At 37.7% G+C, this 15,303-nt stretch carries 12 protein-coding genes and 1 tRNA gene; 6 read left to right on the forward strand and 7 right to left on the reverse strand.

Annotation, left to right across the window (positions count from 1 at the left end; genetic code table 11):
• Positions 1 to 57: 57 nt before the first annotated feature.
• The gene (locus A5482_RS13595) at positions 58 to 1,617 is read right to left on the reverse strand and encodes an efflux RND transporter periplasmic adaptor subunit (protein ID WP_069790501.1); all 1,560 of its coding nucleotides are present in this window, start codon (positions 1,615 to 1,617) and stop codon (positions 58 to 60) included.
• Positions 1,618 to 1,721: 104 nt separating this feature from the next.
• Between A5482_RS13595 and A5482_RS13600 the strand changes: the two genes are divergently transcribed.
• Positions 1,722 to 2,243, forward strand: a complete 522-nt coding sequence (locus A5482_RS13600) for a PadR family transcriptional regulator (RefSeq protein ID WP_069790500.1) — start codon at positions 1,722 to 1,724, stop codon at positions 2,241 to 2,243.
• A 122-nt stretch (positions 2,244 to 2,365) separates the two neighbouring features.
• Positions 2,366 to 4,039: a chaperonin GroEL gene (groL, locus tag A5482_RS13605; protein ID WP_069790499.1), complete on the forward strand. Its 1,674-nt coding sequence runs from the start codon at positions 2,366 to 2,368 to the stop codon at positions 4,037 to 4,039.
• Positions 4,040 to 4,107: 68 nt separating this feature from the next.
• Here groL and A5482_RS13610 read toward each other — a convergent pair whose 3' ends face one another.
• The 4 genes from A5482_RS13610 to A5482_RS13625 all read right to left on the reverse strand — a co-directional run bounded on the left by A5482_RS13610 (position 4,108) and on the right by A5482_RS13625 (position 9,674).
• The gene (locus tag A5482_RS13610) at positions 4,108 to 5,433 is read right to left on the reverse strand and encodes a recombinase family protein (RefSeq protein WP_446684775.1); all 1,326 of its coding nucleotides are present in this window, start codon (positions 5,431 to 5,433) and stop codon (positions 4,108 to 4,110) included.
• Between the two features lie 155 nt (positions 5,434 to 5,588).
• Complete coding sequence (locus A5482_RS13615; RefSeq protein ID WP_069790498.1) at positions 5,589 to 6,179, reverse strand: ParA family protein; 591 nt, start codon at positions 6,177 to 6,179, stop codon at positions 5,589 to 5,591.
• Positions 6,180 to 6,359: 180 nt separating this feature from the next.
• Positions 6,360 to 7,673 (reverse strand): ABC transporter substrate-binding protein, encoded by a 1,314-nt coding sequence (locus tag A5482_RS13620; RefSeq protein ID WP_069790497.1) that lies wholly within the window; start codon positions 7,671 to 7,673, stop codon positions 6,360 to 6,362.
• 150 nt (positions 7,674 to 7,823) lie between these two features.
• Positions 7,824 to 9,674, reverse strand: a complete 1,851-nt coding sequence (locus A5482_RS13625) for a DNA phosphorothioation-associated putative methyltransferase (RefSeq protein WP_069790496.1) — start codon at positions 9,672 to 9,674, stop codon at positions 7,824 to 7,826.
• Between the two features lie 90 nt (positions 9,675 to 9,764).
• On the opposite strand from A5482_RS13625, the gene A5482_RS13630 reads away from it, so the two are divergent.
• The 3 genes from A5482_RS13630 to A5482_RS13640 all read left to right on the forward strand — a co-directional run bounded on the left by A5482_RS13630 (position 9,765) and on the right by A5482_RS13640 (position 11,431).
• Positions 9,765 to 10,670: a phosphatidate cytidylyltransferase gene (locus A5482_RS13630; RefSeq protein WP_069790495.1), complete on the forward strand. Its 906-nt coding sequence runs from the start codon at positions 9,765 to 9,767 to the stop codon at positions 10,668 to 10,670.
• A gap of 186 nt (positions 10,671 to 10,856) precedes the next feature.
• Positions 10,857 to 11,255: a peptide-methionine (R)-S-oxide reductase MsrB gene (msrB, locus tag A5482_RS13635; protein WP_069790494.1), complete on the forward strand. Its 399-nt coding sequence runs from the start codon at positions 10,857 to 10,859 to the stop codon at positions 11,253 to 11,255.
• A 102-nt stretch (positions 11,256 to 11,357) separates the two neighbouring features.
• Positions 11,358 to 11,431, forward strand: a tRNA-Arg gene (locus A5482_RS13640).
• 1 nt (position 11,432) lies between these two features.
• Here A5482_RS13640 and A5482_RS13645 read toward each other — a convergent pair.
• Positions 11,433 to 12,638: a sensor histidine kinase gene (locus tag A5482_RS13645; RefSeq protein WP_069790493.1), complete on the reverse strand. Its 1,206-nt coding sequence runs from the start codon at positions 12,636 to 12,638 to the stop codon at positions 11,433 to 11,435.
• Between the two features lie 18 nt (positions 12,639 to 12,656).
• Positions 12,657 to 13,430, reverse strand: a complete 774-nt coding sequence (locus A5482_RS13650) for an ABC transporter permease (RefSeq protein WP_069790492.1) — start codon at positions 13,428 to 13,430, stop codon at positions 12,657 to 12,659.
• Between the two features lie 394 nt (positions 13,431 to 13,824).
• On the opposite strand from A5482_RS13650, the gene A5482_RS13655 reads away from it, so the two are divergent.
• Positions 13,825 to 15,279: a glycoside hydrolase family 13 protein gene (locus A5482_RS13655; RefSeq protein ID WP_069790491.1), complete on the forward strand. Its 1,455-nt coding sequence runs from the start codon at positions 13,825 to 13,827 to the stop codon at positions 15,277 to 15,279.
• Positions 15,280 to 15,303 lie beyond the last annotated feature (24 nt).

Consider the following 15,303-nt stretch of genomic DNA (forward strand, 5'->3'; position numbering starts at 1 on the left):
ATTAATGGATAATTGATAATGGGTAATTAATAATAAATAAACAAATTAACTTAGGGGTTATTGGGGCATCTCTCCATTTTCTTCGGGGGGTAAAGGGGCAATGGGAGCACCATCACGGAGGTTCAAAATTCCTGCACTGACGATTTGTTCCCCTTCTTCTAAACCGCCTAAGACTTCGTAGTTGTTACCCTGTAGGCTTCCTAATTCTATGGAGCGTTGTTCGGCTATTAAGGATGGTTCATCTCCTTCGCCATTTTCTGCTGGTTGAGCCACAAAAACAAAGTTATTACCCCCCATCCTTGATACTGCGGAAGAAGGAACAACAATACCGGGGCTTTCTTGCCAAATAATTCTTGCTCGAATGGAAGTTTGATTAAAAAGACTAGCTCCCGAGGAGTTGAGGGTTGCTTTGGTTAACACTAATTGACTGTCGGGACTAACTTGGGGAGAGATAAAACTTATTTCTCCTGTGGTCAGTATTTCTCCTTGACTGTCGAGAATTTCCACGGGTAAACCTAGCCTTAGTCTTTCACTTTGTTCTAAGGGTAAGGAAAAATTTGCTTCTAGGACATCATTTTCGGTGATGGTGGTTAGTTCATCCCCAGAGTTAATAAAGTCTCCTACTTTGATGGGAATATCTCCAATGATTCCTGTGAAGGGGGCAACTATTTGGGCTTTGTCAATTTGTACTTCTATGGTGTTCACCCTGGCGGTGGCTTGGGATACTTCGGCTTCGGCTTGGTCTATTTCTTCTCTCCTTGTGCCGTTTCTGAGTAGTTGCAGATTTTGTCGGGCTTGTTCTACGGCCGCTTCTAGTTCGTTTAGATCGGAGGTTCTGCCTTTGGTTTGAGCGTCTAAACGTCTTTGGGCTTGGGTAACGGCGGAGGAGGCTTGACGTTCGATGGTTACAAATTCATCAAATTCGTCTTGGGAAATGGCTCCTTCTTCAGATAATACCCGATACCTTCTGGTTCTTTCTTGGGCTAGTTCTAGCTCTGCCCTGGCGGATTCTAGTTCGGCTCTTGTTTGGGCTATTTCTTCGGGACGGGCGCCTTGTCTGGCGTTGTTTAACCGTGCGATCGCCCCTGTTAACTGAGCTTGGGCTTGGGCTATTTCTTCGGGACGATTCCCTGCCCTGAGTAAGGCTAAACGGGCGCGGGCGCTATCTAATTGGGCTTGAGCTTGGTTTAATTCCGCTTCTAATTGGTCACTGTCCACCCTAGCAATTATCTGTCCTACGGTAACTCTTTCTCCTTCTGTTCTTAAAATACTTCTAATTCTGCCGTCAATTTCTGACCTGACGGTAACAGCCCTAGGAGCATCTAATCTACCGACAATGGTGGTAGTATCTTGTACTATTTCTAGTTCTAATGTACTCAATTTTACGGGGGAGGGTTGACCTTGCCCTGCCATGGCCCCTGATGGATCATTACCACTTTCATTGTTATTGAATAACAGCATCCCCCCACCCCCAAGAATGGCTAAAAAGGCTACTGCACCAAGGATCCACCAAGGGGAAAATGATTTTTTCTTGGATTGTGCCTTAGGGGCGATCGCACTTATTTCCTCTTCGTCAACATTGGAGGTTTCACTGGGGGCAGAGTTAGGATTAATCATATCGGGTAGAGATTAATTAACGTTGATGGTAAAGTTTTATTAAGTTTACATTATATCAATAAAATATATCAATCTGATATAAAAAAAATTGAAAAAAAAGAAATATGTTAGAGTTAGCCACCCTTGGTTTATTACAAAAAGAGCCTTTACATGGTTATTTGCTCAAAAAACAGATGGAATTGTTTATGAGTGGTTGTATTAGTGTTAATTATGGAGCTATTTATCCTTTATTGAGGCGGCTATTGGATAAGGGATTGATTATGGAGGAAGAAGATGGCAATAATAATCGCAAAATGTACAGTATCACCTCGGCAGGAAGAGCCATATGGTTAGAGAAAATGCTAGAACATCCTCACGAAAGTTGGGTTAATGCTCGTTCTCGTTTTATGATTAAGTTTTTCTTTTTTAGTTACCTCGAATCTATAGATCGACTACATTTACTAGAGCATCGTTTGAGAGTGTGTCAATTACAATTGGATGATCAAGATTTACAGATAGTTTATGATGATCGTTTTCAAGCCATGGCTTTAGAGCGTTACAAATCAGATATTAACCGTGAGATTGATTGGTTAATGAAACAGTTAGCCATGGAGAAGGAAATGGAAATGGAATTATCAAAAAATTAAATCCTTGAACCTTAGATTTCAAAATTTGATAAAAGGTGCAGATAACCGTATTAGCACTCAAGCTCGAAGAGTGCTAAATTTATTTATGGAGAAAAAATATATGCTCATGAGAATTATTATTTATGTCTAAAATTGTATCTTTTAGAGAAGAATCCAGAAGAGCCTTGGAGGAAGGAGTTAACGCTTTAGCTAATGCCGTTAAAGTAACCTTAGGCCCCAAGGGTAGAAATGTATTATTAGAAAGAAAGTTTGGCGCTCCTGAGATTGTTAAAGATGGTATCTCTGTAGCCAAAGAAGTAGAGTTAGAAAATCCTTTACAAAATGCAGGGGCAAGGTTAGTTAGAGAAGTGGCTTCCAAAACTAACGATGTGGCTGGAGATGGTACTACCACCGCTACGGTTATCGCTCAGGCTATGATCCATGAAGGTTTGAAAAACGTCACCGCGGGAGCTAATCCTGTGGCTTTACGTCGTGGGATGGATAAGGCGATCGCCATTGCCGTTAAAGAAATCTCTGACATGGCCCAACCTGTACAGGGGGATGTAATCGCCCAAGTAGCTGCTGTTTCTGCGGGTAATGACCAAGAAATTGGTGATATGATTGCCCATGCCATGGATAAGGTAACCAAAGATGGAGTTATCACCGTCGAAGAATCCAAGTCCTTAGCCACTGAATTGGAAGTGGTAGAAGGGATGCAACTAGACAGGGGTTATATGTCTCCTTACTTTATCACTGACCAAGAAAAGCAAATTGTTGAGCTAGAAAATGCTTTAGTCTTAGTTACTGATAAAAAAATAAATGCGATCGCAGATCTCGTTCCTGTGTTAGAAGAAGTTGCCCGTGCCGGTGCTCCTTTACTAATTATCGCCGAAGACATCGAAGGGGAAGCCCTTGCCACCCTAGTAGTTAACAAAGCCAGAGGCGTGTTGAATGTAGCCGCTATTAAAGCTCCTAGTTTTGGCGATCGCCGCAAAGCCATGTTAGAAGACATTGCCATCCTCACAGGAGGAAGAGTAATCTCCGAAGACATCGGTTTAAGTTTAGACACCGTCAAACTTGACGAACTAGGAAAAGCTCGTAAAATAACCATTGAAAAAGACAACACCACCATCGTTACAGACTCTGGTAACACTGGCGATGTCCAAAAAAGAGTTGCTCAAATTCGTAAACAACTCGAAGAAACCGATTCTGAATATGACGCAGAAAAATTACAAGAGCGTATCGCCAAATTAGCTGGTGGTGTAGCCGTAATCAAAGTAGGTGCTGCCACCGAAACCGACTTAAAAGAACGCAAATTACGCATCGAAGACGCTCTTAACGCTACTAAAGCAGCCGTAGAAGAAGGTATCGTACCAGGGGGAGGTTCAACCCTCATTCACATGGCAAGTAAAATCTCTACCTTCAAAGAGACTTTAAGCGATGTAGAAGAAAAAGTAGGGGCAGAAATTGTTATCAAAGCCCTAGAAGCACCCTTACGTCAAATTGCTACCAACGCAGGGGTTGAAGGCTCTGTGGTAGTGGAAAAAGTGAGAGAATCTGCGGCCAATATCGGTTACAACGCCCTTACGGGAGTTTATGAAGACTTAATTGCTGCGGGAATTGTTGATCCTGCCAAAGTGGTTCGCTCTTCCTTACAAAACGCTGCTTCCATTGCTGGAATGGTATTAACCACCGAAGCATTAGTGGTAGAAAGACCAGCCCCTGAAGCCCCCGCTCCCGATATGGGCGGTATGGGTGGCATGGGCGGCATGGGAATGCCTGGAATGGGTGGCATGGGAATGCCCGGCATGATGTAATCCAAGACCAATTTAATTTAATTTTTTGGGTGTACTACGGTACGCCCTTTTTTATTTTTTATTAGAAATTATGTAAAAATAAAATCTAATTCTATCTGATATTCTTTAGAATTTTCGAGGTTAGGGATAATATAAATTCGCTCAATAAATTCTCTCAGATAAAATCTTGTTTCCTGTTCTGAAAGGTCATACCAAAACTGTTTTAAAGATAAATTATCAATCATTTCTTTTAAGTTATTTGGGGGTAAACTATTTATTTGATTATTTAGTTGAGAAATCTCATTTTCTATTTTTAATTTTCTAATTTTGGCTGTTTCTTCGTCTAAAATATTGCTTGAGATTAGATCCTCTAAGCTGTTAATTATTTTTTGTTTCTCTTTAATTAAATTTTCTGTTTGCTCAATGATAATATCTATATTAGGACTATTAATATTATTAACAATTGCGGGTAAATCAAAACAAATTTTTTCAATGGTTTCTTTTAAGATTTGTTGGTAATTCCAAGAAGAGCAGGATTTTTTTTGAGGGCAATTCACAGGGGTAATGTATAAATATTTTGTTTTTTTTCTTCTTTGGGTAACGGAGGTTATTTTGGAGGAAGAATGGCACATTTTACACTTTACTAAGCCTGAAAGACAATGGGAAGAACTGGCACTACGGGAAGGAATGCGACGATGACTTTTTAATAAACGGTCAATTTGCGCGGCTTCTTCTCTGGAAATAATGGGGGTGTGGGTATTAGAAATAATATAGTTATTTTTATAGGCTAAATCTCCTCGATACACAGGATTTTTTAACCATTGTAGAGCGGTAGAATGGGAAATTTTTTTATTATATTTTTCTTTTAAATATCTCACACTATCTCGCAAAGAAGCATATCTAAGATAGTATTCAAAAAAATCTTTGACGATGGGGGCCGTACTACGGTTAATGATATATCCTTCTTTTCCTTTCTGATAGCCGTAGGGGCTTCTACCAGGGGGCGGAAGATTTTTTAGGCGGTTTTTACCATGACCTTTTTGTAATTTTCTTTGATAAATTATTTTTTCTATTTGTTGCCAAATGTGGTGTAATTTGTCGGCATCAATGGGATTGTCAATAACTTTAAATTTACTAGAATTATATGGCTGATCTATGGCAATTATTTCAATATTTAAGGATTCTATAAGGGCGATCGCCCTTAGTATTTCAGCAAAACTATCTCCAAATTCATGTAAACTGCGAATTAAAACATAACTAGAACTATCATTTTGACAATCATTAAATAACTGATTTAGTTTATTTCTACTGTCAATATCTTGGTAACTTTTATCAACTTCTAAACCCCAAATAAAAGACTCAGGAACATCATCAATAATTGAATCGGTGTAGCTATAGGTGACAATAAAAGCCATAGAAATAATTAACAATTAGCCATTAATATTAAAGCAATAGACAATAATTTTTTATATTTTATAATCAAAAAAAATTCTTGAGCAACTAAGAACAAGTAGAACAAATATGAACTTTAATTATTCATTATCAATTCTCAATTATCCATTATTGTGAATTACTTTCCTAACACTTCCTTGCCCACTGCCGCATAATTTTTCCATGCCTGTTTAGCACGAAAATCGCCATAATCCCTCACCGTTAAACCCTGTTGAGAAGCCTTTTCAAACGCCACAAGGAGAGGAATTTCCGTCTTGAAACTAGGTAACTGATGCTCCTCCAAAAACTTCTTGGCATTTCTGCCATTAACCGTACGAGAATCAACCTTAGTTAAAAGAATTTTATAATTTGTTCCTAAATCCTTCAATATATCCACCGCCTTAACCGTGGCATCCAAATCAAGGTGATTGGGCGTAGTGGGCAAAATTATTAAATCGCTACCCTGAGCCAATTCTTTCAAATCATCAACTTCAGGACGGGCTTTCATGTCTGTGATAACGTGCTTAAACTTACCTACCAAAGGGGCAGAACCAGCCTGAGAAGCCACTGTAAAAGGTAATTTCTCATCCCTAGCCCATACTAGCGCCGAACGGTTGCGATCAGCATCAATGAGTAAAGTGCGATCGTGTTCCTGTAAATAAGTGGATAAATGGATGGCGGTAGTTGTCTTACCCACTCCACCCTTCAAAGAAATAATTGCTATAAACATTTCAAAAATCAGTTTTTAAATTCCCATAACGTTGTAATTATATTACTTTCGAGGTCTATCGACAAAACAATCAGAAATACAAACCTAATATATATTTACATTTGTCTCTGTAGGTTGTTATTTTTCCCTAGCAAGGGGTTTCAACCCCTTGCTTAATAGTAAAAAATATGGATATTTTATCTAATTAATAATAGGTTCAATTTTGTCAACCACTTCCAGACTACCATCAGAATTTACCTGCCAAACATCATAAACTCCGACAACATCACCATTTTCATCAATATCAACATTACCACTAGCACCCTGATAATTAATAGCCTCCCCATTGCGAATCAATTCCATCGCCTCACAGGGATCTGTTACCTCTACACCATCACCCCCAGCAACCGCTAAAAGGTTATCTTTGATGACTTCACCGCTATTACTTCCCCCAACTTCCGCCGCCAACATTAATAACACCGTAGCATCCCAAGTATGAGGCACAAAAGCAGTTAATTCAGAGCCTACTTCCTCTTGCCACAGAGTTCTTAAACTATCCAAAGCCAGACCATCAGCCCCCGGCACCGTACCCAAAGCCCCTGCAATGATAGAGCTACCATCAGTGGTGGTGCCTACCTGTTTAGTAAAGTCTTCAGAATAAACCCCATCGGTTAAAAGAATAGTAACACCATCGGTTAAACCTTGTTGGAAAGCCGACTGCAGTAATAAACTACCTGTTTCAGCATATAAAATGGCTGCCACAGCGTCTGGACTATTACCAAAAGCCGCCGCCGCTTCACTATCAAGGGTTGTGGCTCTAGGATCATATCTTACCCCTTGTTCTTGATTTAGCACAGTACCCCCCAAATCGGTGAAGGATTCGTTAAACTGTCTTTCAAATCCTACTCCATAATCATTGTTAATCACCACCGTCGAAACATTGTTAAATCCTCTTTGTCTAGCAAGGGCGGCAAGGGCTTGAGCTTGATAGGTGTCGGGGGGAGCGGTACGCGCCCAAAACCCATTAAATTCACCATTAGCGGCTCTTTCGGTAAATACGGGGCTGGTACTTCCTGGGGAAATCATCATCACCTGATTTCTCACGGCTACATCAAGGGCAGCGGTGGAAACACTACTGGCAAAAGAACCTACTACGGCATGGACTCGATCTACTTCCGTTAGTTTTGTCATGGCGGCACTACCAGCGGCGGGATCGGTTTGATCGTCTTCATTGATAAGGGTTACAGGCTCACCGTTTACCCCCCCACAGGCGTTGATAGTATCTACGGCTAGTCGAGCGGCTACGGGCATATTTTGACCAATGGAGGCCAAATCTCCTGTGGTGGGAAAAAGAGAACCTAATCTTAAGCCACCTTCTTGGGATACGGGAGTTTGAGGGGAAGTTTCTCCATTGTCCACGGGGGCTTCGGTGGTGCCAAAAATTCCGCAACCCACGGTGAACCAATTTAAGCTAATGGCAAGGGTTAAAAATAGTTTTATTTTACTGTTTTTCATATTTGTTTTTTATAGTGGTTAAGATTTAGTTAAAATTTTATCCCTAAATGTGATTTTATGAACATTTCCAAGGTAGGGGTTTAAATCTCTTGTTAAATGATAGGTGTATTTGTTTTTACTATTGTTAAAAATTTGACAAAAAACAAAGAGTTATTGTGATTTGTTAATTAGTTTTTCTTTGTCTTTGATTCTGGGTGCTTGGTTTAGGTTAAAGTTTTGATAACGAACTCTCAAGTCACTGAGGTTAATGGTCATATTTGCTTGTACTAATGGTTCTTTTTCTGTGTCGAATTGGGCTACGTTTAAGTAACCTATCTGGGGAATATTAAAGTAAAATCTAATTAGGGTTGCTCCTTCCATTCTGCCGATGGTACGACTGGCACAACCTTCATATAACCTTAGTAGGGTAGGTAAGTTATCTAGTTCGTTAATGTGTACTAAAAAACTTTTTTCAAATACTTTTCCTACAGGACAGTTTTTTTGACAAATTTGTTTAATTATCTCTAAATTTCTAAGACTAATTAACATTTCATCTGCTAAAAAACAAGCGGCTTGATAGTTGCCAAATAGAGCTTTTATATCTTCTTTTAGGGGGGCTGATAGTTGTCTGATGGTTGGTCTTTTTTCAAATCTACTTAGGGCTAAATATAGTAATATGTCTTGTCGGCGTTGATCGGCGATCGCCTCCCATTCCTCCTCTTGAGTTACTTGTAAAATCACCTTAAAAGCCCGTTTAAATGAGCCAAATTCCTCCTTAATTGCCCCTTCTTGAGAAATTTCCCCCTTAACGGGCGATCGCCCTCTTAGAGCGTAAAATTCCATGAGAGGTTGTAATAACTCTTGGAAGTCAGCAAATTTTTTGAGGGGGGACAAAACTCGAGGCGCTCTTACCCTAGAATGAAAACGGGAAGCTCGAAAACTGTTGGCCTTAGTAGCATCTCTAAACACGAAATAAACCCCCAAACCAGCGGGAATTGCCTCTGTTTTCAAGATTTGTTCGATATATATTTTTAATTCTTCCTGCTCATAATATTTCTGAAAGGTGTTACGCTCGGTGATAATACCATCAGCATAGGCCATAAAACCCCGTTGACGATCATCTACCAACACTTGGGCAGAAACAATCAAGATTTCCTTAGTTAACTGCCATGCTTTTACTAAAGATTCTCGTCTTTCTTGTAAATTTTCAATGACATTAATAATATAACCAAGGTTGACAATATCAGCAGGTTTTACCTCATTTGTTGGTTGATAATAAGGATCCCATCCTGCACTTTGAAATCCATATTTTGCCATTACCTCTACATCTTTTCCATGACCACAACCATAATCAAAAAAAGTATATTCAGACAAAAATAAACCAGCTTCAAGAGCTAATCTAACAGGGCGAGAAAATCTATTCCTCACCATAGCGGCTCGATGACGGTCAACTTTATATAAATCTTCTTCTGTTTTGTTTAACAAACAAACTAAATTGTGGTCAATAAATGAAAGATTATGATCTCTTAATAAATTTTGCCATTCTTTCTGAGTACCTATATATTTTGAGTTGTCTAGGAGTCCTAGTCTTTCCTCTATATTTGTTAAATGAGCGAAGGTTTGATAATAAGGATATTCTGTTGTAACAAAAGTTTCTTTTCTATGTAAAATTGCTGGATTTTGTGAAGAGTTATAGTTATATATTTTGCTAGTTTTTTCTTGTAAATTGATTAAAATACTTTTCTTAATAGGAGGATGGGGATTTATATCGAAATCAGGATAAAAAAGATAAGATATTTTTGGTTCTTGAAGATTAAATTTAACCAAAGTAAAATTATCTATATTATTAATAATTTCTCTTGCCTTTTTTTCGTATTCTTGTAAATTAATATCGAGGAATTGTAGAGCCGAAATATGGACATAAAGATGATTCGGTAAGTGTTTACCGATCGCACTTTGACGAGCTAATTGAGTTATTTTGACAAAATCATTAACCCAATCTAAAGACAGATTAATTGTCATAATACTTTAAGATGTGACCTGTTATATTTTTTTTAGGCTAAAATAAAAGATTGATTCTAAAACATTAATTTTTATAAACAGTCTTTAAAAATGCCCTACGCTAGAACTATTAGTACAATAATTGCGATCATCCTTGCCCTTATCATGATTATTGTAGGCGGATGGTACTTTACCATAGCCTTCGGCGTAATGGTATTTTTAGCACAACTAGAATATTTTAAGCTAGTAAAAGCAAAAGGCATCGAACCTGCAGTAAAAACAACCCTCGTAGTTTCTCAACTACTTATTATTACCGCCACAGTTGTACCCAGTTTAACAGATGCCGTATTCGCCCTAGCAGGGGGATTAATTTGTTTTTATCTCCTCTTTCAACCCAAACTCGCCACCATCGCCGACATTTCCACCTCCATACTAGGCTTATTCTATGCAGGATACCTTCCTAGCTACTGGATTCGTCTTCGAGTGAGTCTAGGAGAAAACCCCGCCTACGCCCATACCATCCCCAACATTCATAACCTTCCCCTCGATGGTTATTTTCCCCTCAATCCCCTCGACTTAAATAGTTTTCCCGATGCCCTTAAAATTACCTTCATCGCCATGGCTTGTATTTGGGCCGCAGACATCGGTGCCTATCTCATTGGTAAAAACTTCGGTAAAACAAAATTATCCCCCATTAGTCCTAAAAAAACCGTGGAAGGAAGTCTTTTCGGAGTAACAGGCAGTATCCTAGTAGGAATATCAGGGGCATGGTTTTTACATTGGAGTCATTGGATTTTAACAGGCATTATCCTAGGGCTTCTCATCGGTGTCGTAAGTCTCTTGGGTGACTTGATGGAATCTATGATGAAAAGAGACGCAGGAGTAAAAGATTCAGGAGAATTAATCCCCGGTCATGGTGGTATCCTAGATCGTACTGACAGTTATATTTTCACAGCCCCAGTAGTTTATTATTTCATTACCTTATTTTTACCCTTCTTTAGTCAGTGGCAAGGATAATTTGTTCTCAAATTCTCTCTTTAGTTCTAAAAATAGGCAATATTGCATGGCTACCTTGCATCATCCCTTTCCAAAATTGGTGGTTTTAGGGGGCTAAAAGTCATTTCTAAATTCAGTAACGCTTTAATTTGATAGCATAGAAGAAGAAATTTTAACAAAAGTTAATACAATCAATTTTCAACAATTATGACTGCTAAAGTAAAAAAAACCGATGCTGAGTGGAAAGAAATTCTTACTCCCGAACAATTTGAAGTAACCAGAAAACACGGTACAGAAAGAGCTTTTACGGGTAAATACCACGACAATAAAGAAAAAGGAATCTATAAATGTGTCTGTTGTGGCACAGAGTTATTTTCCTCCGACACTAAATACGATTCTGGCACAGGTTGGCCTAGTTTCTGGCAGCCTTCTACCGAAGAAAATATCGCCTACAAAAGTGATGTTAGTTTTTTCATGAGACGCACGGAGGTATTATGTGCCAATTGTGACGCTCATTTAGGTCATGTTTTTAATGATGGCCCAGCGCCCACAGGCAAGAGATACTGTATGAATTCAGCCTCCTTAGACTTTGTCAAAGCTGAGTAATGCAACAAGGTGGGTAGTTCATGCCCACCCCACAAAAATGAATTAATTATTGCTTTTTTTTATTCTATGTGTTAACATAGTCAACTGATGTTCAATCATCAAGGGTGCGTAGCTCAGTTGGATAGAGCAACTGCCTTCTAAGCAGTCGGCCACAGGTTCGAATCCTGTCGCACCCGTTTAATCCATGGGTAATAAAAGGGTAAAGCAACTTCCTTTGCCTATGTCAGAAGTGAAGGTTATATCTCCGCCGTGCAGTTTAGCCAATTCCTGAGAAATAACTAAACCTAACCCTGTGCCTTTTTCTTGATCATGGATACAGGTTTTTATTTGAGCAAAGGGCTGAAATAATTTATCATGGTCTTCTGGTTTTATTCCTATGCCTGTATCAATTACAGAGAATTTAATATTTTTATTTTCTGAGGATACTTTTAGAGTAACGGAACCTTGTGTGGTAAATTTAACCGCATTGGAAAGTAAGTTAATTAATATTTGCTTAACCTTTCTTTCATCAGCATAAATATAATTAATATTGTCTTCTATAATTAATTGAAAGTCTAAGTTTTTATGTAGTATTTTGACATGGATAAAGGATAAACAAGATTGACATAAATTTTTGACAAGTAATTTTTCTAGGTACAATTTTTCTTTATTGGCCTCTAGTTTTGCTATGTCTAATAAGTCAATGACTAATTCTAAAAGATAATTAGCTGATTCATAAATGGCATTTGCGTATTGTAGCTGTTTTGGGTTTAATTCTCCGTATATTTGTTGTTTAAGCATTTTTGAGAATCCTATAACCGAAGCAATAGGAGTTCTAATTTCATGATTTATTTTTGATAAATAGTTATTTTGAGTCTCTTTTTCTTTGATTAAGTTTTCTTGTTTTTTCTGAATATCAAGATTGATAAATAATAGGGCTAAATTTTGAAAAATTACTTTTATTAACTTACTGTTATTAAATAAAGATAATTCTTCTTTAGGTATTTCTACATAAATTATTGAAATTATTTGACTTCGATAAAAAATAGGGAATAGGTAAAGTTTATTAGTTTTTTCTTGATAAAATGATGATAGTTTATTAAGAGAAATTTCTTGATATGTTTTCTCTATACTTAGGTTATAAAGATATTGTTTTACAGTAGGACATTGATGAATATTTGTGATAATTTCTTGGTTATAAACAACATTGTCGCCATAAACTAATTCATCATCAAGGTGTTTAAATCCTTGACTACAGTAGGTGGTAATTATAAAAGTTTTTAAGGAGTATTGTTGGGCTATTAAACCATGAATATATTTATAAAATATCTCTGGTTTATCCCCTTCTAAGGCTAAAAATAATTTTTCTTGAATTTCGCTGAAGTCGCTGTATGGAGGTTGCAATTAACTTTCTCTAATTTCTCAAAATTGTCGGCGGGAAAAAATTGTAATGCTGATGGTGAGTAGCAATACTATATATAACAACGCATAAATTAAACTGTTTATTAATTCTCCTGTGGGCGGTAGGATGTTATAAACGGCTTCATTTTTTAGGTTAAGTCTTTCTAAATCTGGCAAAATTAGAAATAAGGTACGAGTTAAATTTTCAATACTCTCATTTTCTGTAATTTTACCCAATTCTAGTAAGTCTCGGCTCAAATGCCCCATGATGTACACCCCGAAACTAAGGAGAGTCGCTAAGATTGAGCTAGTGAAAACCCCAAAAGTTATGGCGACGGCGGTTAATAGGGATAATTCTAAGACGATATAAACTAGGGCAATTAATAAACTACCAAGAGGATATTCTACCCCAGAAATTGTCATGATGCCTAGATATAATATAGTCATGATGGCGACAAGAATAGTTAAGACTGCCACTAAACCTATATGTTTGCCGATGATAAATTCGGCGGTGTTGATGGGTTTTGGTACTAGGATGAGGACAGTTTTTTTCTCTATTTCTTTGTTAATTAATCCTGTGCCGACAAATATGGCGACGATAACTCCGAGTAAGTTTATAGCCCCAATGCCTAAGTCTAATAATATTTTTTTATCGGCACTGACGGCGATGGATGGTAGGATGCGGGAGGCGAGTAGTAATAGTAAGGCAAAAAAACCGATAACATATAATATACGATCTCTAATTACTTCTCTAAAACCGTTATGGGCGATCGCAATTATTCTAGTTATATTCATATTTCGATAATAATAATAAATTTTACCGATTAGTAGATGATAAATAAAAGAAAAGAATTTGTCTCTCAATAGATAATAATAGTAAATTTTGGCACATACTTAACCATAAATTAGTAAACTCACTCAGATTTAACCATAAAAAATAAATTTTCGTCAAAATCAAAGAATTATCTTGCCTTATCAAGTTCAGGGATTCGGGGTACAATGTCAGTAAATGTAAGATCTATTCCCCTGTCACTTTTGATTCATAATCCCTAGAACTTAAATAACTAAAATTAACCTCAGTTATATTACTAAAAATATAATGACGAAAAAGTTCAAGGAATAACCTGAAATTAAGTATCAATAAATTAGTTGAGGGCAAAAAGTAAACAAATTATTACAAAAAATTACCATGAATATTCAAACCCCAAATTGGGTAAAAGATGCGGTTTTTTATCAAATATTTCCCGATAGATTTGCCGTCGGTAAACCAGAAAAACCATACCCCAATTATTGGCAATCATCGAATCTTCAACCATGGAAAACCCCTCCCACGCTACAAAAATACAAAGGGGGAAACTTTTGGGGAGTGATTGATAAGTTAGATTATTTACAAGATTTGGGCATAAATGCCATCTATTTTACCCCCGTATTTCAATCTACTTGTAATCATCGTTATCATACCCATGACTATTATCAAATAGATCCTCTTTTGGGAGGAAATTATGCTTTTCAAGAGTTTTTAAACCAAGCCCATAAACGTAATATAAAAGTGGTTTTAGATGGTGTTTTTAACCATGTAGGAAGAGGTTTTTTCTTCTTTAATGATATTTTAGAAAATGGGCCTCATTCCCCTTGGTTAGATTGGTTTAAGGTGGAAAAATGGCCTATTTCTGCTTACAATGGTGCTTTTCCTGCTAATTATGCTTCTTGGGTAAATAATCGAGCGTTGCCCCAGTTTAATCATAGTAATCCTGAAGTGAAAGAATATATCATGCAGGTGGCGGAATATTGGCTTCATGAGGGCATTGATGGATGGCGTTTGGATGTGCCTAATGAGATTGAGGAGGAGGGTTTTTGGCAAGAATTTAGGACTAGGGTAAAAGCCGTGAATCCCGATGCTTATATTGTTGGGGAAATTTGGACAGATGCTCGTCAGTGGCTTGATGGTAGTCAATTTGATGGGGTGATGAATTATTTGTTTACCGCACCGACAATGGCTTTTTGTGGAGGCGATCGCATTTTACGAGAATATGTAGAAATACCCTGTTATGAGCCTTATCCTGCCATCAAAGCCGAAGAATATCAGAGCAAAATGGAAAAATTATTGGAGATGTATGACTGGGAAATAAACTTAACCCAACTAAATCTCCTTGCTAGTCATGACACCGCCCGACTACTAACCATTGCAGGAGACGACAAAAAAACCGTTGAATTATGCACCCTATTACTACTTACATTTCCTGGCGCTCCCAGTATTTATTATGGCGATGAAGTGGGCTTACCTGGTGGATTTGATCCCGATTCCCGTAGAGGCTTTCCCGATGAAGACTTATGGGACAAAAATCTTTTAAATTACCACCAAGAATTAATTAAACTACGCCATCAATATCCAGCCCTGAGAAGAGGTAAATATCAAGTTTTATTTGCCCAAGAAGATATTTATATCTTTAGTCGTACCTTGGATGAGCAAAGCATAGTGGTAGCCATCAATAATAGTACCCAAGCCCAAACCACCACCATTGAAATAAATCATCAAATTGATAAAATTCTATTTGGAGACGGCACATTTTCCTGTGAACAAGAAAACCAGAAATACCATTTAACCGTTGCTCTCAACGCGCGTAGTGGTTTAATTTTGATTTAATGGGTTTTTAGGCAAGGGGTTTAA

The sequence above is a fragment of the Cyanobacterium sp. IPPAS B-1200 genome (assembly GCF_001747005.2).
Taxonomy (GTDB): Bacteria; Cyanobacteriota; Cyanobacteriia; order Cyanobacteriales; family Cyanobacteriaceae; genus Cyanobacterium.

Excerpts from the sequence above, each read along its gene's own strand:
- A5482_RS13595 (WP_069790501.1), bottom strand. The coding sequence starts at position 1,617 with ATGATTAATCCTAACTCTGCCCCCAGTGAAACCTCCAATGTTGACGAA.
- A5482_RS13625 (WP_069790496.1), bottom strand. The coding sequence starts at position 9,674 with ATGACAATTAATCTGTCTTTAGATTGGGTTAATGATTTTGTCAAAATA.
- A5482_RS13615 (WP_069790498.1), bottom strand. The coding sequence starts at position 6,179 with ATGTTTATAGCAATTATTTCTTTGAAGGGTGGAGTGGGTAAGACAACT.
- A5482_RS13600 (WP_069790500.1), top strand. The coding sequence starts at position 1,722 with ATGTTAGAGTTAGCCACCCTTGGTTTATTACAAAAAGAGCCTTTACAT.
- A5482_RS13630 (WP_069790495.1), top strand. The coding sequence starts at position 9,765 with ATGCCCTACGCTAGAACTATTAGTACAATAATTGCGATCATCCTTGCC.
- A5482_RS13650 (WP_069790492.1), bottom strand. The coding sequence starts at position 13,430 with ATGAATATAACTAGAATAATTGCGATCGCCCATAACGGTTTTAGAGAA.
- groL (WP_069790499.1), top strand. The coding sequence starts at position 2,366 with ATGTCTAAAATTGTATCTTTTAGAGAAGAATCCAGAAGAGCCTTGGAG.
- A5482_RS13655 (WP_069790491.1), top strand. The coding sequence starts at position 13,825 with ATGAATATTCAAACCCCAAATTGGGTAAAAGATGCGGTTTTTTATCAA.
- A5482_RS13620 (WP_069790497.1), bottom strand. The coding sequence starts at position 7,673 with ATGAAAAACAGTAAAATAAAACTATTTTTAACCCTTGCCATTAGCTTA.
- A5482_RS13610 (WP_446684775.1), bottom strand. The coding sequence starts at position 5,433 with ATGGCTTTTATTGTCACCTATAGCTACACCGATTCAATTATTGATGAT.
- msrB (WP_069790494.1), top strand. The coding sequence starts at position 10,857 with ATGACTGCTAAAGTAAAAAAAACCGATGCTGAGTGGAAAGAAATTCTT.